Annotated in this window: 20 protein-coding genes; 15 read left to right on the plus strand and 5 right to left on the minus strand. The window is 71.1% G+C overall.

The annotated features are described in order from the left end of the window. Positions 1 to 16: 16 nt before the first annotated feature. From ASF88_RS11180 to ASF88_RS11215, 8 genes are all read left to right on the plus strand, one after another. Positions 17 to 1537 (plus strand): ABC transporter ATP-binding protein, encoded by a 1521-nt coding sequence (locus ASF88_RS11180; protein ID WP_055918098.1) that lies wholly within the window; start codon positions 17 to 19, stop codon positions 1535 to 1537. Then, positions 1534 to 2820: an ABC transporter permease gene (locus tag ASF88_RS11185; protein ID WP_055918100.1), complete on the plus strand. Its 1287-nt coding sequence runs from the start codon at positions 1534 to 1536 to the stop codon at positions 2818 to 2820. Before ASF88_RS11180 ends, ASF88_RS11185 begins: the two co-directional genes overlap by 4 nt. Beyond that, positions 2817 to 4106, plus strand: coding sequence for an ABC transporter permease (locus ASF88_RS11190; RefSeq protein WP_055918103.1), 1290 nt, complete (start codon positions 2817 to 2819; stop codon positions 4104 to 4106). The genes ASF88_RS11185 and ASF88_RS11190 overlap by 4 nt, the downstream gene beginning before the upstream one ends. Next, complete coding sequence (locus tag ASF88_RS11195; protein WP_055918106.1) at positions 4103 to 4552, plus strand: cytidine deaminase; 450 nt, start codon at positions 4103 to 4105, stop codon at positions 4550 to 4552. The genes ASF88_RS11190 and ASF88_RS11195 overlap by 4 nt, the downstream gene beginning before the upstream one ends. Before the next feature lie 42 nt (positions 4553 to 4594). After that, positions 4595 to 5896 (plus strand): thymidine phosphorylase, encoded by a 1302-nt coding sequence (locus ASF88_RS11200; protein ID WP_055918109.1) that lies wholly within the window; start codon positions 4595 to 4597, stop codon positions 5894 to 5896. Between the two features lie 77 nt (positions 5897 to 5973). Beyond that, on the plus strand, positions 5974 to 7092 hold the full coding sequence (locus ASF88_RS11205) for an adenosine deaminase (RefSeq protein ID WP_055920323.1): 1119 nt from the start codon (positions 5974 to 5976) through the stop codon (positions 7090 to 7092). Positions 7093 to 7116: 24 nt separating this feature from the next. Then, positions 7117 to 7575 (plus strand): PTS sugar transporter subunit IIA, encoded by a 459-nt coding sequence (locus ASF88_RS11210; RefSeq protein ID WP_055918112.1) that lies wholly within the window; start codon positions 7117 to 7119, stop codon positions 7573 to 7575. After that, on the plus strand, positions 7572 to 7844 hold the full coding sequence (locus ASF88_RS11215) for a PTS sugar transporter subunit IIB (RefSeq protein WP_055918115.1): 273 nt from the start codon (positions 7572 to 7574) through the stop codon (positions 7842 to 7844). Before ASF88_RS11210 ends, ASF88_RS11215 begins: the two co-directional genes overlap by 4 nt. 44 nt (positions 7845 to 7888) lie before the next feature. On the opposite strand, the gene bla is transcribed toward ASF88_RS11215, so the two are convergent. From bla to ASF88_RS11230, 3 genes are all read right to left on the minus strand, one after another. Beyond that, a complete protein-coding gene (gene bla, locus ASF88_RS11220; protein ID WP_442915025.1) occupies positions 7889 to 8806 on the minus strand; it encodes a class A beta-lactamase in 918 nt (305 codons plus the stop codon). 73 nt (positions 8807 to 8879) lie between these two features. After that, a complete protein-coding gene (locus tag ASF88_RS11225; protein WP_055918121.1) occupies positions 8880 to 10595 on the minus strand; it encodes a phospho-sugar mutase in 1716 nt (571 codons plus the stop codon). Next, on the minus strand, positions 10592 to 11425 hold the full coding sequence (locus tag ASF88_RS11230; RefSeq protein WP_055918125.1) for a purine-nucleoside phosphorylase: 834 nt from the start codon (positions 11423 to 11425) through the stop codon (positions 10592 to 10594). Before ASF88_RS11230 ends, ASF88_RS11225 begins: the two co-directional genes overlap by 4 nt. 85 nt (positions 11426 to 11510) lie before the next feature. On the opposite strand from ASF88_RS11230, the gene ASF88_RS11235 reads away from it, so the two are divergent. From ASF88_RS11235 to ASF88_RS11245, 3 genes are all read left to right on the plus strand, one after another. Further along, positions 11511 to 12947 carry an NAD(P)H-quinone dehydrogenase gene (locus tag ASF88_RS11235; RefSeq protein ID WP_055918128.1) on the plus strand — a complete coding sequence of 479 codons (1437 nt, stop codon included), beginning with the start codon at positions 11511 to 11513 and terminating at the stop codon, positions 12945 to 12947. Positions 12948 to 12961: 14 nt separating this feature from the next. Then, entirely contained in the window at positions 12962 to 14833 is a 1872-nt protein-coding gene (locus ASF88_RS11240) for a cation:proton antiporter domain-containing protein (protein WP_055918131.1), read from the plus strand. A gap of 188 nt (positions 14834 to 15021) precedes the next feature. After that, entirely contained in the window at positions 15022 to 15870 is an 849-nt protein-coding gene (locus ASF88_RS11245; protein WP_055918134.1) for a type IV toxin-antitoxin system AbiEi family antitoxin domain-containing protein, read from the plus strand. A gap of 100 nt (positions 15871 to 15970) precedes the next feature. Here the strand turns inward: ASF88_RS11245 and ASF88_RS11250 are convergent, their stop codons facing one another. Both ASF88_RS11250 and ASF88_RS11255 read right to left on the minus strand, forming a co-directional pair. Further along, positions 15971 to 17734, minus strand: coding sequence for an acetyl/propionyl/methylcrotonyl-CoA carboxylase subunit alpha (locus tag ASF88_RS11250; protein ID WP_055918137.1), 1764 nt, complete (start codon positions 17732 to 17734; stop codon positions 15971 to 15973). 123 nt (positions 17735 to 17857) lie between these two features. Beyond that, positions 17858 to 18493, minus strand: coding sequence for a Maf family protein (locus tag ASF88_RS11255; protein ID WP_200935297.1), 636 nt, complete (start codon positions 18491 to 18493; stop codon positions 17858 to 17860). A gap of 24 nt (positions 18494 to 18517) precedes the next feature. Here ASF88_RS11255 and ASF88_RS11260 point away from each other — a divergent pair, with 24 nt between their 5' ends. The 4 genes from ASF88_RS11260 to ASF88_RS11275 are packed head-to-tail and all read left to right on the plus strand — an operon-like array spanning position 18518 to position 22832. Then, entirely contained in the window at positions 18518 to 19837 is a 1320-nt protein-coding gene (locus ASF88_RS11260) for a class I SAM-dependent RNA methyltransferase (RefSeq protein WP_055918144.1), read from the plus strand. Positions 19838 to 19877: 40 nt separating this feature from the next. Further along, positions 19878 to 20537, plus strand: a complete 660-nt coding sequence (locus ASF88_RS11265; protein ID WP_055918145.1) for a response regulator transcription factor — start codon at positions 19878 to 19880, stop codon at positions 20535 to 20537. Further along, the gene (locus tag ASF88_RS11270) at positions 20524 to 21801 is read left to right on the plus strand and encodes a sensor histidine kinase (RefSeq protein WP_055918149.1); all 1278 of its coding nucleotides are present in this window, start codon (positions 20524 to 20526) and stop codon (positions 21799 to 21801) included. Before ASF88_RS11265 ends, ASF88_RS11270 begins: the two co-directional genes overlap by 14 nt. After that, a complete protein-coding gene (locus tag ASF88_RS11275) occupies positions 21798 to 22832 on the plus strand; it encodes a hypothetical protein (RefSeq protein ID WP_055918152.1) in 1035 nt (344 codons plus the stop codon). Before ASF88_RS11270 ends, ASF88_RS11275 begins: the two co-directional genes overlap by 4 nt. Positions 22833 to 22930 lie beyond the last annotated feature (98 nt).

A 22930-nucleotide genomic window follows, 5' to 3' on the forward strand; every position in this document is an offset into this window, starting at 1 on the left:
GAAGGAACCCACCCGAATGAAGCTCGAACTTCGCGGCATCACCAAACGGTTCGGTGCCCTGGTCGCGAACGACCACATCGATCTCACCGTCGAACCCGGCGAGATCCACTGTCTGCTCGGCGAGAACGGCGCAGGCAAGTCCACCCTCATGAACGTGCTCTACGGCCTCTACCAGGCCGACGAGGGCGAGATCCTGCTCGACGACGAAGTCCAGCACTTCTCGGGCCCCGGCGATGCCATGAAGGCCGGCATCGGCATGGTGCACCAGCACTTCATGCTGATCCCCGTCTTCACCGTCGCCGAGAACGTCATGCTCGGCCACGAGCAGACCAAGTTCGGCGGCCGGCTCGACCTCAACGCGGCCCGCGCGAAGGTGCGCGAGATCTCGGCCCGCTTCGGCTTCCACGTCGACCCGGACGCCCTCGTCGAGGACCTTCCGGTGGGCGTGCAGCAGCGCGTCGAGATCATCAAGGCGCTCTCGCAGAACGCCAAGGTGCTGGTCTTCGACGAGCCCACGGCCGTGCTGACTCCGCAGGAGACCGACGAGCTGATGGCGATCATGCGCCAGCTCAAGGAGCAGGGCACCGCGATCGTCTTCATCACCCACAAGCTGCGCGAGGTGCGCGAGGTCGCGGACCGCATCACCGTCATCCGCCTCGGCAAGGTGGTCGGCGAGACCGAGCCCACCGCGACCAACGCCGAGATGGCCTCCATGATGGTCGGCCGCGCGGTGTCGCTCACCGTCGAGAAAGAGGAGGCGAACCCGGGCGCGCCCGCGCTCGTCGTCAACGACCTCTCGGTGATCGACCCGATCGGCCAGCTCGTCGTCAACAAGGTGAGCTTCGAGGTCCGCGCGGGCGAGATCCTCGCGATCGCCGGCGTGCAGGGCAACGGCCAGACCGAGCTGACGGAGGCCATCCTCGGCCTCCAGCCGCGCGTCGAGGGCGAGATCCTCCTCGACGGCAAGCCCCTCCAGGGCCGCAGCCCGCGCAAGGTGCTCGACGCCGGCGTCGGATTCGTGCCGGAGGACCGAAACGAGGACGGCCTCGTCGGCGAGTTCAGCATCCAGGAGAACCTGATGCTCGACCGCTCGACGGGTGAGCCGTTCGTCAAGGGCGGCACCATCCAGTTCTCGTACCTGAAGGACTTCGCCGAAGAGAAGGTCAGCGAGTTCGACGTGCGCACCCCGTCGATCGACCAGAAGGTCGGCCGGCTCTCGGGCGGCAACGCGCAGAAGGTCGTGCTGGCGCGCGAGCTCAGCCGCGACCTCCGCCTCTTCGTCGCCGCGCAGCCGACGCGCGGCCTCGACGTGGGATCGATCGAGTTCGTGCACAAGCGCATCGTCGCCACGCGCGACGCGGGCGTGCCCGTGATCGTGGTGTCCACCGAGCTCGACGAGGTGGCGGCGCTCGCCGACCGCATCGCCGTGATGTACCGCGGCGGAATCGTAGGAATCGTGCCGGGGAACACGTCGCGCGACGTGCTCGGCCTCATGATGGCCGGCGAGTCGCCGGAGCAGGCAGGAGCAGCAGCATGACCGCCCCCACGCCCAGCCAGCCCGTGGCGCCGGCCCAGCCCGCGCAGCCCGGGCAGCCGGCCGCGAAGCCGGAGAACGACGACCGCTGGAACAAGGCCGTCCGCGACATCATGGGCGGCCCGGTGGTCATCTCCATCCTGGCCGTCGTGCTGGCGCTCGTCGTCGGAGCGATCCTGATCGCGTTCACCGACCCCGGCGTGCAGAAGGCGTCCGGCTACTTCTTCGCGCGGCCTGGCGATACGTTCTCCGCCATCTGGACCTCGGTGTCGAGCGCGTACACCTCGATGTTCCAGGGCGCGATCTACAACTTCGGCCGTCCGACGTTCGCGGCGGGCATCCGCCCGCTGACCGAGACCCTGACGTTCGCGACCCCGTTGATCGTGGCCGGTCTCGGTGTCGCGCTGGCGTTCCGGGTCGGCCTGTTCAACATCGGCGGCCAGGGGCAGCTGCTGATCGGCGCGGCCGCCGCCGCCTGGGTCGGCTTCTCGTTCGACCTGCCTCCGGTCATCCACCTGGTCGTCGCTGTGCTCGCCGGCATCGCCGGAGCCGCGGTCTGGGCCGGCATCGTCGGCCTCCTGAAAGCGAGGACGGGCGCGCACGAGGTGATCGTGACGATCATGCTCAACTACATCGCGTTCTATCTGATCTCGTACATGCTGCGCACCAAGGGCCTGCTGCAGGCGCCGGGGTCGAACAACCCGAAGGCGCCGCCGATCCACGCCAACGCGGTGTTCCCGCCGTTGCTGGGCGTGCAGTACAACCTCACCTGGGCGTTCGTCGTGGTCATCGCCGCGACGGTCTTCGTGTGGTGGCTGATCAACCGCTCGAGCCTCGGCTTCCGCTTCCGTGCCGTGGGCGAGAACCCCAACGCCGCCCGTGTCGCCGGCATCAACGTCAAGAACATCTACGTCTACGCGATGCTCCTCGCCGGCGCCCTCGTCGGCGTCGCGGGAGCCAGCCAGGCGCTCGGCGTCTTCCCCGCGGGCATCAGCTCGGGCGTCGACGCGGGCATCGGGTTCGACGCGATCACCGTCGCCCTGCTCGGCCGGTCGCGGCCGTGGGGCGTGTTCGTGGCCGGCCTCCTGTTCGGCGCGCTCAAGGCCGGCGGTTACACGATCCAGGCCGGGGGCATCCCGATCGACATCGTGCTGATCATGCAGTCCCTCATCGTCCTCTTCGTCGCCGCTCCGCCGCTGGTGCGTGCGATCTTCCGCCTGCCGACGCCGGGGAGCACGCCCCGGAGACAGCGTCCCATCGTCACGAAGGAGGTGGCGGCCAAGTGACCACAGCGGCCCCCGTCGTCCCCGACTCCTCTCCGATCGTCCTCGAGAAGGCCGAGATCCGCTCCTGGAAGGCGCCCATCGCCTTCGGCGTGTTCGTGATCATCAGCCTGATCCTCTTCTTCGCGTTCCCTCGCCACGGCGAGAGTACGTTCCGGTTCTCGGAGAAGTCCGACGCGATCACCCTGCCCAACCTGACCGTCGACACGTTCACCACCACGGTCGTCGTCACGATCCTGCTCGCGGTGATCACGGCGTACAGCGCGTGGCTCTCGTGGCGCGTCCGCAAGACCCCGATCTGGCTGGTCATCGTCTTCGCGCTGCTGTTCATGTTCGCGTTCCTGGCGTGGGCGGGCTCCGGGCAGCTGCCGGTGCCGGTCACGGGTCTGCTGCTCGGCACGATCAGCCTCTCCGTCCCGCTGGTGTTCGGCGCCCTGGGCGGCGTGATCTCCGAGCGCGGCGGCGTGGTCAACGTCGCCATCGAGGGCCAGCTGCTCGCCGGCGCCTTCGTCTCGGCGATGACCGCGAGCCTCACCGGGAGCTGGGTCGTCGGCCTCTTCGCGGCGATGGTCGCCGGCGTGCTCGTCTCGTTCGTGCTCGCGGCGTTCTCGATCAAGTACCTCGTCGACCAGGTCATCGTCGGTGTCGTGCTCAACGTTCTGGTCACCGGCCTCACGAGCTTCCTCTACTCGACGGTGCTCGCGAACGACCCGCAGGTGCTCAATCACCCGCCCCGTCTGCCCGATTGGCCCATCCCGATCCTCAGCGACATCCCGATCATCGGAAAGGTGCTGTTCGACCAGACGATCATCGAGTACCTCATGTACATCGCGATCTTCCTGGTCTGGTTCGGGCTGTTCAAGACGCGCTGGGGCCTGCGCCTCCGCTCGGTCGGCGAGCACCCGGAGGCCGCGGACACCGTGGGCATCAACGTCAACGGAACCCGGTTCTGGAACGTCTCCCTCGCGGGCGCCGTGGCCGGTCTCGGTGGCGCGTACTTCACGCTCGGCTCCGTCGGCGCCTTCTCGAAGGAGATGACCGCCGGTCAGGGCTTCATCGCCCTCGCGGCCGTGATCTTCGGTCGCTGGGACCCGATCCGCGCGACCCTCGCGGCCCTCCTGTTCGGCTTCGCCACGAACCTGCAGAACGTGCTCGGCATCATCGGCTCGCCGGTCCCGAGCGAGTTCATGCTGATGCTGCCGTACGTCGTGACGATCTTCGCCGTCGCCGGCCTGGTCGGGATGTCACGGGCGCCCGCGGCCGACGGAAAGCCGTACATCAAGTCATGACCGCGCAGCAGATCGACTGGGCTGCGCTGCGCGCCGCCGCGAACGAGGCCAGGACGCACGCCTACGTGCCGTATTCGCAGTTCCCGGTGGGCGCCGCGGCGCTCGTCGACGACGGCCGGATCGTCAGCGGCTGCAACGTCGAGAACGCCAGCTACGGCATCACCCTGTGCGCCGAGTGCGGCCTGGTGTCGTCGCTCGCGATGACCGGCGGAGGCCATCTCGTCGCCTTCACCTGCGTCAACGGCGACGGCGACACCCTGATGCCGTGCGGCCGCTGCCGCCAGCTGCTCTACGAGCACTCGGCCGAGGGGATGCTGCTGGAGACCGTCTCGGGCATCCGCACGATCGACGAGGTGCTGCCCGACGCCTTCGGACCGCGGCAGCTCGCCGCCTATGCCGAAGAGCACGGCGCCGCCGACTACCGCACGACCAACGACACAGTTTGACCATCGACACAGTATGACCAACGACGTAGGGGTTACATCTTCGTGAGCACCGCAGCGGTCGAGGCGTTCGACGCCGTCGACCTGATCAGGACCAAGCGCGACCGGGGCGAGCTGAGCACCGCCGAGATCGACTGGCTCGTCGACGCGTACACGCGCGGCTACGTCGGCGACGAGCAGATGTCGGCGATGACGATGGCGATCTTCCTCAACGGGATGACCCGCCGCGAGATCAAGGACCTGACGCTGGCCATGATCGCCTCGGGCGAGCGCATGGACTTCTCCGGCCTGGGCAAGCCGACCGCCGACAAGCACTCCACCGGGGGCGTCGGCGACAAGATCACCCTGCCGCTGATGCCGCTGGTCGCCGCGTTCGGCGTCGCGGTGCCGCAGCTCTCGGGTCGCGGCCTCGGCCACACCGGAGGCACGCTCGACAAGCTGGAGAGCATCCCGGGCTGGCGCGCCAACCTCAGCAACGAGGAGATGTTCGCGCAGCTCCGCGGCGCGGGCGGCGTGATCTGCGCCGCCGGCTCGGGCCTCGCGCCCGCGGACGGCAAGCTGTACGCGCTCCGCGACATCACGGGCACAGTGGAGGCCATCCCGCTGATCGCGTCCTCCATCATGTCCAAGAAGATCGCCGAGGGAACCGGCGCCCTGGTGCTCGACGTCAAGTTCGGGTCCGGCGCGTTCCTCAAGGACATCGAGAAGTCGCGCGAGCTCGCCCGCACGATGGTCGAGCTCGGCAAGGACGCGGGCGTCGCGACCTCCGCGCTGCTCACCGACATGAACGTCCCGCTCGGCCTCGCCATCGGCAACGCCAACGAGGTGCGCGAGTCGGTCGAGGTGCTCGCCGGCGGCGGCCCGGCCGACATCGTCGACCTGACGGTCGCTCTGGCGCGGGAGATGCTGACGCTCGCCGGGAAGCCGGACGCCGACGTGGAGGCCGCCCTCACGGACGGCCGCGCCATGGACAAGTGGCGCGAGACCATCCGCGCCCAGGGCGGCGACCCCGACGCGGCCCTCCCCGTCGCCCGCGAGACGCACACCGTCGTCGCGGAGGCGGACGGCGTGCTCGTCGAGCAGCAGGCCCTGCCGTTCGGCATCGCCGCCTGGCGCCTGGGCGCCGGGCGCGCCCGCAAGCAGGACCCGGTGCAGCACGCGGCCGGCATCGACCTCCATGCCAAGCCCGGCGACGAGGTGCGCGCGGGCCAGCCGCTGTTCACCCTCTCGGCGGACGAGCCGGCCCGCTTCGAGCGCGCCCTGGAGGCCCTCGAGGGCGCCTACCGCATCGCGCCTCCCGGCACCCCCTTCGAGCGCACCCCGCTCGTCGCCGAGCGCATCGCCTGACCCGCGCCTCGCGCAGCGGCGCGGACTCGGCGGTTGCCGCGCGGTACGCGGCCTTCAGTAGATTGGGAGACATGAGCATGAGCGAGAACGTGGGCGGCTACACGCTGAACGACGGGACCGACATCCGGGCACTGCCCAAGGTGTCGCTGCACGACCACCTGGACGGCGGCCTGCGGCCCGCCACGGTGCTGGAACTCGCGGACGGGATCGGCCTCGACCTCCCGGCGAGCGACCCGACCGCGCTCGGCGCCTGGTTCGGCGAAAAGTCCAACTCGGGCTCGCTCGTGGAGTACCTCAAGACCTTCGACCTGACCACGGCCGTGATGCAGACCCGCGAAGGGCTGACCCGCGTCGCCCGCGAGTTCGTGCAAGACCTGGGTGCCGACGGCGTCGTCTACGGCGAGATCCGCTGGGCCCCTGAGCAGCACCTCACGCGCGGCCTCAGCCTCGACGAGACCGTGGAGGCGGTGCAGGAGGGCCTGGAGCAGGGCATCGACGACGTGCGGGCGACCGGCCACCGCATCCGCGTGGGCCAGCTGGTCAGCGCGATGCGCCACACCGACCGCAGCCTCGAGATCGCCGAGCTCGCGGTGCGCCACCGCGACCGCGGAGCTGTCGGCTTCGACATCGCCGGCCCGGAGGCGGGCTTCCCGCCCTCGAACCACCGCGCGGCCTTCGACTACCTCGCGGCCAACTTCTTCCCGTCGACCGTGCACGCGGGCGAGGCCGACGGTCTCGAGAGCATCCGCAGCGCGCTCCTCGACGGCCGGGCGCTGCGCCTCGGTCACGGCGTGCGCCTCGCCGAGGACATCACGATCGAGCGCCAGGACGACGAGAACACCTACGTGACGCTCGGCACGCTGTCGCAGTGGGTGAAGGACCGCGAGATCGCGCTCGAGACCAGCCCGACCTCCAATCTGCAGACCGGTGCGATCGCGGCGTGGGGCGACGACATCCTCGACCACCCCTTCGACCTGCTGTACCAGCTCGGCTTCCGGGTGACGGTCAACACCGACAACCGCCTGATGAGCGGCACCACGCTCACGCGCGAGCTGAGCATCCTCGCCGACGCGTTCTCGTACGACCGCACCGACCTCGAGATCTTCCAGCTGAACGCTGCCGCGGGGGCCTTCCTCCCGGTCGAGCAGCGTGAAGAACTGGCCGAGATCATCACAGCGGGTTTCGAGCGTTCGTGACGCGCTAACGCGTACGCTTGACACATGCCGCTGCCACCGTTGCCCGACTCCGCCGTGACCGTCGGAGCCCACGCCTCCGACTGGCGCGACGCCGTCGAGCTGGCGGGGGAGGCGCTGGCGCGCTCGGGAGCGACGGAGCAGGGCTACGGCGCCCGGATGATCCAGGTGATCGAGGAGTTCGGCGCCTACATCGTGATCGCCCCCGGCCTCGCGCTGGCCCACGCACGACCCGGCCCCGACGTGCACCACGACGGGCTCTCTGTCGTGACCCTCGATGAGCCCGTGGTGTTCGGTCATCCGCACAACGACCCGGTCTCGGTGGTGATCGGCCTCGCCGTCTCCACGCCCGAGGGGCACGTGCGCAGCGTGGCCGAGCTCGCCAACGTGTTCAACGACCCGGAGGCGATCCCGGCGCTGGCCGCGGCGCCCGACGTCGCGGAGGTGCAGCGCATCCTCACGCTCACCGAAGGCGCAGCCCGGTGAAGATCGTCGCGATCTGCGGTGCCGGCATCGGCACCTCCGGCATCCTGAAGGTCAACGCCGAGCGGGTTCTCGATCGGCTGGGCCTGGACGCCGACGTCACAGCGGCCGACGTCGCGAGCGTGACCTCCGCGGCGAGCGACGCTCAGATCATCCTCACGTCGCCGGAGCTGATCGACCGCATCGGCCCGACCAACGCCGACGTCATCGTGGTGCAGAACTACTTCGACCTCGACGAGCTCGAGCAGAAGCTGGACGAAGCGCTGGGCTGACGCGGCGACGACCGCCGGATCGGGGCAATGCGTCTCCTCGCGACTCAGCGGAGAGCGCCGAGGCCGCGCAGCGCCGCCTCGGCCGCGGAGGCCACGAGGGCGTCGTCGGTGTCGGCGTCGACTGCGGTGTGGTCGGTGAGCACGGCGATCACGATCGGCGTGCCTGCGTCTCGCCAGATGATGGCGATGTCATTGCGGGTGCCGTGGTCGGCACTGCCGGTCTTGTCGCCGACGGTCCAGCCGGACGCGGCGACGGAGCGGACCAACGCGTCGCCCGTGGTGTTGCCGACGAGCCAGGTCTTCAGCTGTGCGCGGGCATCGGCCGGGAGGGCGGAGCCGAGCGCGTACTCGCGCAGGTCGGTGGCCAGCGCGCGGGGCGTGCTCGTGTCGTCGGTCCCGCCCGGCGTGAGCTCGTTCAGCGCAGGTTCAGCGCGCTCCGGACGGGTCACCGTGTCGCCGAGCTCGCGCAAGGCCTCCTGGAACCCGGCCGGCCCTCCCAACGCCGTGAGCAGCAGATTGCCCGCGGTGTTGTCGCTGTAGCGCACGGCAGCGTCCGCGAGCTCGCGGAGCGTCATCCCGGTGCTCGTGTGCTGCTCGGTGATGGGGGAGTACGCCACCAGCTCGTCGGAGGTGTAGCCCACCGGGGAGTCGAGCCCTCCGGCCGGCGGGTCGGCGAGCACCGCCGCGGCGGCGAGGGCCTTGTACGTGGAGGCGTAGCCGAAGCGCTCGTCGGCGCGGTAAGCGATGTGCGCCCCGGTGCCCGTGTCGACCGCGTAGACACCGACACGCGCGTCGTGCTCGGCCTCCAATGCGGCGAACTGCCTCTGCGCAGCCGTCGCGAGGGCGCCCGCGGTGGCCGACGGAGTGGGCGTCGACGTGCGGCCCTGGCCTCCGTCGGCCGTCGTCGCGCATCCCGCGAGGAGGCCGAGGATGACTACCGGGACGATGGTCTGGAATTTCACACGCATCATCCCAGCCTCGCCGACGCGCGCTCGCGCGTCAACCCCGGCACGTCCTCCACCGGTCTGCCCGCTGTCAGGCCGTCAGAGCCCGCATCGCCTCCGCCAGCGCCGCGACACGACTCGTCGCCTCGGCACGCCGCTCCGTCACCGAGCCCTGATCGCTCGACGCGTCGATGTAGATCTTCAGCTTCGGCTCCGTGCCGCTCGGGCGCACCATCACCCGCGACCCGTCGGCCAGGACGATGCGCAGCACATCGCTCGGCGGGAGGCCGCCGAAGCCGTCGCGGAGGTCGTCGATGTGGTCGACGGCGACGGCGCCGAGGCTGCTCGGCGGCGTCGACCGCAGTGCGGCCATGATCTCGCCGATGCGGGAGAGGTCGGTGACGCGGAGGGAGATCTGGTCGCTGGCGAAGTAGCCGAAACGCTCGGCGAACGCCTCGAGGTGGTCGGCGATCGTCCGGCCCGAGGCCGCGAGCTCGTTCGCGAGATCGAGGAACGCGGTCGCGGCCGAGATGCCGTCTTTGTCGCGGATCGTCTGCGGATTCACCAGGTATCCCAGGGCCTCCTCGTAGCCGTAGATCAGCCCGGGGGCGCGGGACACCCACTTGAAGCCGGTCAGCGTGTCGGCGAAGTCGAGGCGGTACGCCGCGGCGACGGCGGCGAGAGCGGGGGAGGAGACGATGGAGCAGGCGAGCGCTCCGAACGCGGCGCCCTCGGTCGCGGCCCGTTCGGCGAGCTCGGCCGCGCGCCAGCCCAGCAGCGCGCCGACCTCGTTGCCGCTCAGGCGACGGAAACCGTCGGCCGATCCGGGGTCGGGGATCGCGACGGCGAGCCGGTCGGCGTCGGGGTCGTTGGCGATGATCAGGTCGACGCCGGCGTCGCGGCCGGTCGCGTACGACAGGTCCATCGCGCCAGGCTCCTCCGGGTTGGGGAACGAGACCGTCGGGAACGCCGGGTCGGGGTCGCGCTGCGCGGCGACGACCACCGGGCGCGAGAACCCGACGCGCTCGAACACGGCCTCCGCCGTGCGCCAGCCGACGCCGTGCATCGCGGTGTACGCGAACGAGACCGCGTCGCGGGGCGCCGAGGTCGTGGCGACGGCGGCCGTCGCCTCCATGTAGGCGGCCTCCAGGTCGGGCGATGCGATCTCGAACTGCTCCGAACGCGGGAGGTCGCCGATATCGCCCTTCGCCACCTCCAGGATGTGCGCGGCGATCTCGGCGTCGGTGGGCGAGACGATCTGCGAGCCGTGGTTCTCGCCGCCGAGGTAGACCTTGTAGCCGTTGTCGTTCGGCGGGTTGTGGCTGGCGGTCACCATGACGCCGGCGCTGACGTCGAGGTGCCGGACGGCGAACGCCAGCACCGGTGTCGGCAGCAGCCGCGGCAGCAGCACGGCGCGCACGCCCGCTCCCGCCATCAGCTCGGCGGTGTCGCGGGCGAAGACGTCGGAGTTCTTGCGGCCGTCGTAGCCGATGACGACCGACGGCTGCGCGCCCTCCGCGTGCTCCAGGAGCCAGCGGGCGAACCCGGCGGCGGCCTGCGCGACCAGCACCCGGTTCATCCGGTTGGGGCCGGCGGCGATCTCGCCGCGGAGCCCGGCGGTGCCGAACTCCAGCCGGGTGTCGAAGCGCGAGTGGAGGTCGTCGACCGCCACGGCCGAGCCGGCCTCCGCCGCGACGACGAGCGGCTCGAGCTCGGCGCGGGTCTCGGGGTCGGGGTCCTGCGCCAGCCAGGCGCGCGCGTCGGCGAGCAGCTGCGGGGTGTCGGCGGGGGTCGTCTCTGTGCTCACAGGGCCTCCACGATCTGGGCCAGCAGGGCGCTGATCACCGATTCGGCCTCCCGGCCGGCGTCGATGACCTCCTGATGGCTGAGCGGCGTCTTCTGGATGCCGGCCGCCAGGTTCGTCACCAGCGACATCCCGAGGATCTCCATACCGGCCTGGCGGGCGGCGATGGCCTCCAGAGCGGTCGACATGCCGACGATGTGGCCGCCGATCGCCTTGGCCATCTGCACCTCGGCCGGCGTCTCGTAGTGGGGGCCGCGGAACTGCGTGTACACGCCTTCGTCGAGGGTCGGGTCGATCGCGTGGGCGATGTCGCGCAGACGCTTCGAGTAGAGGTCGGTGAGATCGATGAAGGTCGCGCCCTCGAGCGGCGAGTCCGCCGTCAGGTTGATGTGGTCGCTGATGAGCACCGGGGTGCCCGGCGTCCAGTGCTCCTTGATGCCGCCGGCGCCGTTCGTGAGCACCATCGTGGTGGCCCCCGCGGCCGCGGCGGTGCGCACGCTGTGGACCACCCGGCGCACCCCGTGGCCCTCGTAGTAGTGCGTGCGGGCGCCGATCACGAGGGCGTGCTTTCCGTTCTGGAGGCGGACCGAGCGCAGGGTGCCGACGTGGCCCTCCAGCGCCGGCTTGCTGAAGCCGACGATCTCGTGGGCGGGGACGGTGGCGACGGTCTCACCGATGAGATCGGCCGCCTTGCCCCAGCCGCTGCCGAGCGTCAGCGCGATGTCGTGCTTGGCGACGCCGGTCTTCTCGGCGAGCTGGGCCGCTGCCTGCTGTGCGATCTCGAACGGGTCGGTGGCGCGGTCGTCGAGCGGGTTCCGGGTGGTTTCGAGCATGAGCCAACTCTACTGAGCGGCTTCCGCGGCTGCAGGGTCGGCGAGGGTGCGCATCGGTGCATCCCGATACGGAAGAATGATGGGTATGGCCTATGAATTCGAGCGGAAGCAGCGGATCGCCGTGCTCGGCGGCGGTCCCGGCGGTTACGAGGCGGCGCTCGCCGGCGCGCAGCTCGGCGCGGACGTCACACTCGTGGAGCGCTCCGGCGTCGGCGGCTCGGCCGTCATCACCGACGTGGTCCCCTCGAAGAGCCTCATCGCGACGGCGGAGGCCACCAACTCCATCTCCGAGGCGACCGACCTCGGCGTGCAGTTCTTCACGCGCGGAGCGAGCGGCAAACCGGTGCGTCCCGAGATCGCGGTGAACCTCGCGGCGGTCAACAAGCGTCTCATGGGTCTGGCTCGCCAGCAGTCGGAGGACATGCGGGCCGAGCTCGTGCGCGCCGGCGTGCGCATCGTCACCGGCGAGGGCCGGCTCGACGGCGATAACGCGATCATCGTCTCGACCGGCACCGGACCCTCCGGAACCGACTTCGACCGGGTGGAGGGCGACACGATCGTGATCGCGGTCGGCGCGAGTCCGCGCATCCTGTCGTCCGCCGTGCCGGACGGCGAGCGCATCCTCACCTGGACGCAGCTGTACGACCTGGCCACCGTCCCCGAGCACCTGATCGTCGTCGGGTCGGGCGTCACGGGAGCCGAGTTCGCCTCGGCCTACACCGCGCTCGGCTCCAAGGTCACGCTGATCTCGTCGCGCGACCAGGTCCTCCCCGGCGAGGACGCCGACGCCGCTCGCGTCATCGAGAACGTCTTCAAGCGCAACGGCATGCAGGTGCTGTCGAAGTCGCGGGCCGAGTCGGTCCTCCGCACAGAGAACGGCGTCGTCGCGACACTGACCGACGGGCGCACCGTGCAGGGCAGCCACTGTCTGATGGCCGTCGGCTCCATTCCGAACACCGCGGGCATCGGGCTCGAGGAGGCCGGCGTCCAGCTCACGCCGTCCGGGCACATCCGCGTCAACCGGGTCGCCCGCACCTCGATCCCGAACATCTATGCGGCTGGCGACTGTTCCGATCTGCTGCCGCTCGCCTCCGTCGCCTCGATGCAGGGCCGCACGGCCGTCTTCCACGCGATGGGCGACGCCGTGAACCCGATCGAGCTGCGCAACGTGACGAGCAACATCTTCACCCAGCCCGAGATCGCGACCGTCGGCTGGAACCAGAAGCAGATCGAGGAGGGCATCGCCCAGGGCGACATCTACAAGCTCGCCCTCAAGTCGAACCCGCGCGCGAAGATGCTCGGCATCCGAGACGGCTTCGTGAAGCTGTTCGCGCGCACCGGCTCCGGCACCGTGATCGGCGGCGTCATCGTCGCCCCGAGGGCCTCCGAGCTGATCTTTCCGCTCGCCCTCGCGGTGGAGCACCGGCTGACCGTCGACCAGGTCGCCCGGGCGTTCACGGTCTACCCGTCGCTGTCCGGCTCGATCTCGGACGCTGCCCGCGCGATGCACATCGTGCTCTAGGCGAGGCCGGGCGGATGGAGGAGGTCCTGGTCATCGGCGTCATCGCCGTGCTGACCATCGCCGCCGCGACGACCTTCGGGCAGCGCTTCGGCGTCGCCTCGCCGCTGATCCTGGTGGTCGTCGGCATCCTCGTGTCCTTCCTCCCGTTCGTGCCGGCGCTCACCATCCAGCCGGAGTGGATCATCGCCGGGGTCCTCCCTCCTTTGCTGTACTCGGCCTCCGTGTCGATGCCGTCGATGAACTTCCGGCGCGAGTTCGGGGCGATCGGCGGGTTGTCGGTGGTGTTGGTCATCGTGAGCTCGGTGCTGCTCGGGATGTTCTTCGCCTGGGTGATCCCCGGGCTCGGCCTCGGCTGGAGCGTCGCGCTCGGCGCGATCGTGAGCCCGACCGACGCGGTCGCCACCGGCATCGTGAAGCGCGCGGGCGTCTCGCCGCGCGTGGTCGCGATCCTGGAGGGCGAGAGCCTCCTCAACGACGCGACGGCGCTCGTGCTGCTGCGCGCCGCCGTGGCCGCCGCGGCCGTCGCCACGTTCACCATCGGGGCGGTCACCCTGTCGTTCCTCTACTCGGTGGTCGTCGCCGTGGTCTTCGGGTGGCTGGTCGGCCGGCTGAACCTCATCGTGCGGGCGCGGGTGAAGGACGCGACGGTCAACACGGTCATCTCGTTCACGGTGCCGTTCCTGGCGTCGATCCCGGCCGAGGCGCTCGGAGCCTCCGGGCTCGTCGCGGCCGTCGTTGCCGGCCTCATCACCGGCAGCCGGGCGCCGAGGGTGCTCTCGCCGGAGCACCGGCTGTCCGACTCGCAGAACTGGCGGACGGTCGAGCTCGTGCTGGAGGGGATCATCTTCCTCACGATGGGCCTCGAGCTCTTCGGCATCGTGCAGAAGGTCCAGAACGACCACTCGGGAGTGCTGCCCGCGGTCGGCATCGCCGCGGCGGCCCTGCTGCTCACCATCCTGATCCGGGCCGCGTTCGTGGCGCCGCTGCTGGCTCTGCTGGCGCGTCGCAGCCGGCGCCGGGCGCGGATGCGGCCGACGCTCACCAAACTGCAGGAGCGGCTTCAGGACCCGGAGGCCGCGCAGCGGCTGCTCGAGCAGGGGCCGCTGCCTCCCGACGCCCTCCCCGAGCTGCCGGGAGATCCGGTGACGGACCCGGACGCGCACGCGGAGGTGCTCGCAGCCGACCCGGCGGTCGCCCACGCGGAGGTGGCGAAGGTGGCGGGCGTGCCGGACGCCGCGGCCTCCGCACGCGACAGCATCGGGGCGACGCAGTCGGGCTGGCGCGGCCGCCTCGTGCGCCGCCAGCGGGAGCGGCAGCGGACGTGGACGGTCGAGAACATCGCCCGGTTCGGCACGCGCCTGCGCCGGGTGCTGGCCGACATCGACTACTTCACGGGCGCGCCGCTGGGCTGGCGCGAGGGCTCGATCGTCGTCTGGGCCGGCATGCGCGGGGCGGTCACCGTGGCCGCCGCGCAGAGCCTCCCGCAAGACACCCCCGGCCGCTCGGTGCTGGTGCTGATCGCCTTCCTGGTGGCGGCAGGGTCGCTCCTGCTCCAGGGCGGGACGCTCGGGCTGGCGCTGAAGATCGTCAAGCCGACGGCCTCCGACCCTGCGGCGGAGCGCGAGGAGCGCGCACGGCTCCTGGAACTCCTGCGCGAAGCCGGCGAAGCGGTTCCGCAGCCGGAGACGCGGGAGCGCACGCCGGAGGCCTTCAACCAGCACAAGACGGCGCGACTGCAGCGCATCCGCGCCCAGCGCGATGCGCTGCTCGATGCGCGCGACGACGGCACGTTCAGCGCCGATGTGCTCGCCGGCGCCCTCAGCAATCTCGACGCCGACGAGATCAGCATCGACCTCAAGGGCGACCCCACCGAGGCCACCGGCTAGCCTGGCGCCGGCCGCCTGCCGCAAACGGAGGATTTCCGCCCCGATCCGGCCAGATCTCCTCCGTTGGCCGCGATTCCCGGGCGCGTCGAGCAAGATCGCCTCCGTTCCCAGCAGCACCCGCTGGACGACTTCTCCACAGATTCGCCTAGGCGGCCGGACGCGCGGCGGCGGTGCGACACGGTGGGGGGATGAACCTGTACGAAGCGCTCCGAGCCGGGGGCGGAGCAGCGACGCGACGCCAGCTCCGAAGAGGGGGCATCGGCGACCGGATGCTGATGACGGCCATCGACGCGGGTCGCATCGTACGCCCTCGCCGAGGCATGTATGCACTTCCCGGAATGTCGCGGGAGGCGTACGCAGCCCTCGAAGCGGGCGGTCGTTTGACCTGTCTGTCTGCCGCCCGAAGCTACGGTCTCTGGGGCGGTCAGGACGGGCGGCTGCACCTCCAGGTGGCTGCGCATGCAGGCAGAACCGATGCGGCGTCGGTCCGGCACTGGAAAGAGCGCGAGGAACACGCGGAGCTGTGGAGGGTGTCGATCGGCGACTGTCTTCGCTCGGTCGTCGATTGCGCCGACGAGGAAACGGCCATAGCGGTCCTCGACACGGCGCTTTCCGCCCGGATGGTCACGATGGCGGGGCTGGCGCGGATCTTCGCGTGTCGCTCCGCACGAGCCAGGTCCGTCGTAGCGCGTGCGAGACCCGGATCGGATTCGGGTGTGGAATCGATCCTCCGGCAGCGGCTGACGGCACGCGGGCACGTCGTCGAACAGCAAGTCACGGTTCCGGGGGTCGGCCGCGTGGACGCGCGCGTGGACGGACAGCTGTACGTCGAGGTCGACGGCTTCGCTTTCCACTCCGACCGTGCAGCGTTCGAGCGGGACCGGACGCGCGACACGGGCCTCGCCCTCGTGGGTGCCCGCCGGCTGCGGTTTCCCGCGCGCGACGTCCTTCTCGATCCGGATGCCGTCGTCGCGACGATCGAAGCGGTGCTGGCAACGGAGGAGAAATTGCTGCGGGATGCGTCGGGTGCGGGCTAACGGAGGAGTTCGGGGTGGAAGTGAGGTGGATGTCCTCCGTTGGCGGCGCTTCGGACGTTGGCGGCGCTTCGGCCGTTGGCGGCGCTGCGGCCCCTCGCCCTCAGACGATGTTGAGCAGGAGGTGGCCCGACGAGACCGTCTCGCCGACCGTCGCGTTGATGCCGGCGACGGTGCCGTCTTTGTGCGCGGTCAGCGGCTGCTCCATCTTCATGGCCTCCAGCACCAGCACGAGGTCGCCCTTGACGACCTCGTCGCCGTCGGTCACCGCCACCTTGACGACGGTGGCCTGCATCGGCGCGGTGACCGAGTCGCCGGTCGCCGTGTCGACCGCGTGGGCCCCCGTGCGGCGCCGCGGAGCGGCCGTGGCAGCGGGTGCCGCAGCGCCTCCGGTGAGGATGCGGGCGGGCAGCGACACCTCGATGCGCTTGCCCTCGACCTCGACGACGACGTTGCTGCGACGCTCGGCTGCGGCCTGCTCGCCCAGCTCGCCAGACCAGGGCTCGATGCCGCCGGCCCACTCGGTCTCGATCCACCGGGTGTAGATGGAGAACGGCTCGCCGTCCTGCGGTGCGAACGCGGGGTCGCGCACGATGGCGCGGTGGAACGGCAGCACGGTCGGCAGACCGGCGACCTCGAACTCGTCGAGCGCGCGGCGGGAGCGCTCCAGCGCCTCCTCGCGGCTGGCGCCGGTGACGATCAGCTTGGCCAGCATCGAGTCGAACGCGCCGCTGATGACGTCGCCCGCCTGGATGCCGCTGTCGACGCGCACGCCGGGGCCGCCCGGCGCCTTGAACACGTGCACCGGTCCGGGCGAGGGGATGAAGTTGCGGCCGGCGTCCTCGCCGTTGATGCGGAACTCGAACGAGTGACCGCGCGGAGTCGGGTCGGCGTAGTCGAGCTCGCCGCCCTCGGCGAGGCGGAACTGCTCGCGGACCAGGTCGATGCCGGTGACCTCCTCGGACACCGGGTGCTCGACCTGGAGGCGGGTGTTCACCTCGAGGAACGACACCGTGCCGTCCTTGCCGATCAGGAACTCGCAGGTGCCGGCGCCCTGGTAGCCGACCTCCTTGAGGATGGCCTTGGACGCGCTGTAGAGCTTGTCGAGCTGCTCGGGGCTGAGGAACGGCGCCGGTGCCTCCTCGACGAGCTTCTGGTGGCGGCGCTGCAGCGAGCAGTCACGGGTGGAGACGACGACCACGTTGCCGTACGCATCGGCGAGGCACTGCGTCTCGACGTGGCGCGGCTGGTCGAGGTACTTCTCGACGAAGCACTCGCCGCGGCCGAAGGCGGCGATCGCCTCGCGGGTCGCCGAGTCGAAGAGCTCGGGGACCTCCTCGCGGGTGCGGGCGACCTTGAGGCCGCGACCGCCTCCGCCGAAGGCCGCCTTGATGGCGACGGGGAGGCCGTACTGGTCGACGAACTCGAGGACCTCGGCCGCATCGGCGACCGGGTTGAGGGTGCCGGGGGCGAGCGGCGCCCCGACCTTCTCGGCCACGTGGCGGGCGGACACCTTGTCGCCGAGGCGCTCGATGGCGTCGGGGGAGGGGCCGATCCAGGTCAGGCCGGAGGCGATGACCGCGCGGGCGAAGTCGGCGTTCTCGGCGAGGAATCCGTAGCCGGGGTGCACGGCGTCGGCGCCGGCGCGACGGGCGATCGAGAGGAGCTTGTCGATGACGAGGTAGGTCTCCGCGCTCGTCGAGCCCTCGAGAGCGTAGGCCTCGTCGGCGAGCCGCGCGTGCAGCGCGTCACGATCCTGGTCGGCGTACACGGCGACGGAGGAGATGCCGCTGTCTTTCGCTGCGCGGATGACGCGGACGGCGATCTCGCCGCGGTTGGCGATGAGGACCTTGGAGATACGTGGCACAGTTCCCTAGCCTATTGCCGGACCGGAACCAGCTTTTGGACGATTCCCACAAAAAAGCATTCGCGATGCTTCAGAGAGTCGACAAGAGACGCGCGACCGGCCTCGTGCTCGGCCGTCGGGAGGTCAGACCCGGTTCCAGAGTTCCGTCCACTCGACGCCGAGTCGGCGCACGAGGTCGCGCAGCGTCGACAGCGACAGGCCGACGACGGTGCTCGGGTCGCCCTCGACGCGGGTGATGAACGGGCCGCCGAGACTGTCGATCGTGAACGCGCCCGCGACCTCCAACGGCTCGCCGCTGGCGACGTAGGCGTCGATCTCGGCGTCGGTGACGTCGGCGAACGTGACCGCGGCGACAGCAGCGGCACCGACGGCACCGTTCTCGCGTCCGTCGCGGTGGTCGATGAGCCAGTGGCCCGAATGGAGGCTGCCGGTGCGCCCGCGCTGCGCGAGCCAGCGCTCGCGCGCGACCTCCGGCAAGTGCGGCTTGCCGTGGATCCGGTCGTCGATGGCGAACGCCGAGTCGCCGCCGAAGATGAGACCGTCGATCGGGGCGCCGTCGAGAGTCCCCCGCACGGCCTCCGCCTTGAGCCGGGCGAGGAGCTGCACCATCGCCTGGGGCGACAGGGGGCCGTGCTCGGCCTCCGCCGCGGCGACCGCCGCGGGCTCGTCCACGTGCGACGGCACGACGATCGGTTCGATGCCCGCCGCGCGCAGGAGGGCGAGGCGGGCGGGGGAGGTCGAGGCGAGGTAGAGGCGCATGTTCACCTGTGGGATGCTCGGAGGATGCCCCAGAAGGACGAGGTCGAACTCGACATTATCAATGTCGCGCACGGCGGCGTGTTCGTCGCCAGGCACGAGGGGCGGGTCGTCTTCGTGCCGGACACCATGCCCGGCGAGCGTGTGCGCGCCCGGGTGGCCGACACGGCGCACGACCGGTTCTGGCGGGCAGAGCTGCTGGAGGTCCTGGAGCCGGCCGCCGAGCGTCGCGAGCACGTGTGGGACGCCGCGTCGGTGCACCGCGCTCCCGGGCAGCGCGCGGGCGGCGCCGAGTTCGGTCACATCCGCCTCGAACACCAGCGGGAGCTCAAGCGCCGCGTAATCGAGGACGCCTTGCAGCGCACCGCCCGGCTCGACCCCGAGACGATCGCCGCGGTCGGTCCCGACGGCGGCCGCCTGACCGTGGAGGCCGTGCCGGGCGAGACCGATGACGGTACCGGCTGGCGCACGCGGGTGCGGCTGCAGGTGGCCAGGGACGGCTCGATCGGCCCGTACGCCGCCCGCACCCACACGGTGGTGCCGGTGACCGGCCTCCCGCTGGCGACCGCCGCGGTGCAGGAGGCGACCCCGTTCGGTCAGCGCTTCCCCGGCGCCGAGTCGGTCGACGTCGTCGCCACCGGGCTCGGGGCCGCGCACGTGCTCGTGAACGACCTCCCCGAGCCGAACGGCACGCGCGGGAGGGGAGCGAGGGGCGGCAGGCGCCCGGCGCGGCCGCGGCGGCGCCCGGTCCCGATCCGCGAGCGGGTGGGGGAGCGGGAGTTCCGCCTCGACGCCCGCGGGTTCTGGCAGGTGCATCGCGAGGCGGCGGCCACGCTCACCGAGGCGGTGCGCTCGGCGGTGGACGAATCCCTGTTCGATCCGCGGGCGGCGAACCTCGACCTGTACGGGGGCGTCGGCCTGCTCGCTGCCGCGCTCGGCGACCGCTTCGGCCCGACCACGCGGATCACCTCGGTCGAGTCCGACGAGGCGGCGGCCGACGACGCGGCCGAGAACCTCGCCGAGTGGGTCGGCGCGACCGCGGTGACCGCACGCGTCGAGCACTTCGTGACCGGGCTGGCGGCGGAGACGACGGCCGCCGAGCGTGCGCGGCTGCGCGCCGCGACGGTCGTGCTCGACCCTCCCCGGTCCGGAGCGGGCCGCGACGTCGTCGAGGCCATCGCGTCGATGCGCCCCGCGCAGATCGTCTACGTCGCGTGCGACCCGGTCGCCCTCGCACGCGACCTCGCCTACTTCGCCCAGCGCGGCTACCCTCTGCGCTCGCTACGGGCCTTCGACCTCTTCCCGAACACCCACCATGTGGAGGCCGTCGCCACGCTGACCCCGTGATCGCGCGGATCCGACCAGGCTGCACACTACGATGGTCAGCATGGTGCGAGTCTCAATCGTCGACGATCACGAGTCGGTGCGCCTCGGGCTCAAGGCGGCCTGTCAGGACGCCGGCTACGAGGTTGTCGTCGCGGCTGCGACGGTGAACGAGTTCGTCGAGCTGCTCGGCTCCCAGGAGTGCGACGTCGTGGTGCTCGATCTGTCGCTCGGCGACGGGTCCAAGGTCACCGACAACGTCAAGCGCGCCCAGGCGACCGGGGCCGCTGTGCTCGTGCACAGCATCGCCGACCGGGTGGCCAGTGTGCGGGAGGCGCTCGCCGCCGGCGCCGCGGGCGTCATCCCCAAGTCGTCCCCGACGACGACCGTGATGAACGCGATCGAGACGGTCGCCAGGGGCGACGTGCTCAACAACCTGGAGTGGGCGACGGCGATCGATGCCGACAGCGATTTCGCCAAGGCGCAGCTCGGCCGTCGTGAGCGCGACGTGCTGCACCTGTACGCCTCCGGCCTCCCCCTCAAGGCGGTCGCCGCCCAGCTGGGCATCGCGAACTCGACGGCGCGCGAGTACCTCGACCGCATCCGGGTGAAGTACGTCGAGGTCGGCCGGCCCGCGCCGACCAAGGTGGATCTGCTCCGCCGTGCGGTGGAGGACGGCATCCTCCCCGGGCTCGACCCCGACACGGGCAATGAGCGCCCCTAGCCTCCCGCGCTCCGCGCCCGGAGTCCCCGTCGAGTCGGCCAAGCCGCGCAACCCGCTGAGCCGCGCCAGGATCGAGCGCATCTCCGACCGCACCGTCTCGGCGTTCGGCCTGGTGTTCGGACTGCAGACGTTCCCGACCGCCCTAGGCCAGCTGGGCGCGCTGCGCAGCCCGTGGGCGGCCGTCGTGCTGGTGCTGGTGTTCGGCGGCCTGGCGTTCACCGTGCTGCTGGCGATCTTCGCGCAGCGGTTCGTCAAGGTGACGATGGGCATCCTCTCGATCGTCTACTTCGCCGCGATCGTCACCTGGCCGTTGCTGGTGTCGAACCCGTCGGCGTTCGCCTCCGACAAGCCGTGGGTGTGGTTCCTCTGCTCGGTGTTCACCGCGTTCGCCGCGGTCGCCTACCCGCTGTGGCTGGCGATCGTTTACACCTTCCTCACGCCGATCGCCTACGGCGTGGTCCGCGCCCTTCCGGCCGGCGGCGGCGTCGGCGCCGAGCTCGCGGGGCTCGACGCGGTCTACGCGATCATCCTCGGCGGCGTCATCCTGGCGATCATCGCCATGATGCGGCAGGCCGCCACCGCCGTCGACGTCGCCCAGAGCCAGGCGCTCGCGAAGTACGGCAACGCCGTGCGCCAGCACGCCACCGAGGTGGAGCGCGTGCAGGTCGACGCCATCGTCCACGACAGCGTCCTGACGACGCTGCTCTCGGCGGCCAGCGCGCGCACGCCTGAACAGAAGGAGCTCGCCGCCCGCATGGCGGCCGATGCGATCGGCCACCTCCACGCGGCGGAGGCCTCCGGGCCCGAGGATCAGACCCAGGTCGGCGTCGAGCAGCTATCGGATCGGCTGGTCACCGCCGCACGGGCGTTCTCGTCGCCGTTCACGGTGGACGTGGACGAGGACGACTTGCACAGCCTCCCGGTGAACGTCGCCGAAGCGGTCTACTCGGCGGCTGTGCAGGCGATGGTGAACAGCATGCAGCACGCCGGCGGCGAGGAGGTGCATCGCAGCGTCACCGTGCGCGGCGGCGAGCACGGCGTCGCGGTGCGGGTGATCGTGGCCGACGACGGGCGCGGCTTCGACGCCGACGACGTGCCGGCGGAGCGGCTCGGCCTGCGGGTGAGCATCCGCGAGCGGCTGGCGAAGGTCGGCGGCCGGGCGACGGTGGTGTCGGCTCCCGGCGAAGGCACGACGGTGACGATCGTGTGGCCGGCGGCCGATCACGGCTCGATCGTCGAGCGCGAACAGGAGGCGGCGGGATGATCACGCTCAACCGGCTGCTCTTCCTCGGGCTCGGGGCGCTGTTCTCTGCCTACCACCTGTTCCTCGCGCTGTCGTCGCTGTCGATTCCCGGCACCCCGGGCCCGGCGATCGTGGCGATGGTGCTCTACGCCGTCGCGACGGTCATCAGCCTGTGGCCGACGAGCCCCACCAAGATGCCGTTGTGGCTCGCAGCCTTCGATCTCGCGGTCTGCGTCGTCATCCCGATCCTGGTCACCAGCGAGCTGAACCCGGCCAAGGACAACGGCTACGCGACCTGGTACGTCGCGGCGGTGGGAACGCTCATGACGATCGCCGCCGTGCGACGTCAGCAGTTCGTCGCGTGGGTCGGCGTGGGCTTCCTCGCGGTGCAGACCGTCGTCTGGGCCGGCCCCGGCGCGCTCGCCGGGCTCGGCGTCATCGGCTCCGTCGTCTGGGTCGGCGTCGCCGTCGTGATCTCCGGTTCGCTGGCGAAGGCGGGGCGCGACGCGCTCCAGTTCGCGCGGGCCGAGCGGGAGGCCACCGAGTGGCAGGCGGCGCAGGAGGCGCACGTGATGGAGCGTCAGCTCCGGCTGCGGCAGACCTATCGGGTGGCCGCGCCGATGCTCGCCGAGATCGTCCGCAGGGGCGGCGACCTCACGGAGGCCGAGCGCCGGGAGTGCCGCTACCTGGAGGGCGCGATCCGTGATGAGATCCGCGGCCGCCGCCTGCTCAACGACGACGTGCGTCGCGAGGTCATGGACGCCCGACGGCGCGGCGTGGTCGTGAGCCTGCTCGACGAGGGCGGCATCGACGACCTCGATCAGAGCGGCTTGGAGGCCGTCCTCCGCCGTCTGGCGGATGCGATCCGCGGCACCACGACCGACAAGCTGATCGTGCGCACCGTGCCGCGGTCGTCCAAGACGGCCGTCACGGTCGTCGGCCTCCGCATGTCGGACGACGGCGCCGCCAACGCGCTCGGAGCCGAGTCGGACGACGACGAGGTCGACCTCTGGCTCGAGATCCCGCGCCCCCTGGTCGCCGCGACCCGCTGACGCGCGCGAGGGGCACGTTGTTGTCCCTTTCGCGCGCCGAAAGGGACAACAACGTGCCCTTCGGCGAGCGACGAAGGCGCCCTTAACGAGGTGAAAGG

It is taken from the genome of Leifsonia sp. Leaf336, from assembly GCF_001423695.1.
In the GTDB taxonomy this organism is placed as follows: domain Bacteria; phylum Actinomycetota; class Actinomycetes; order Actinomycetales; family Microbacteriaceae; genus Leifsonia.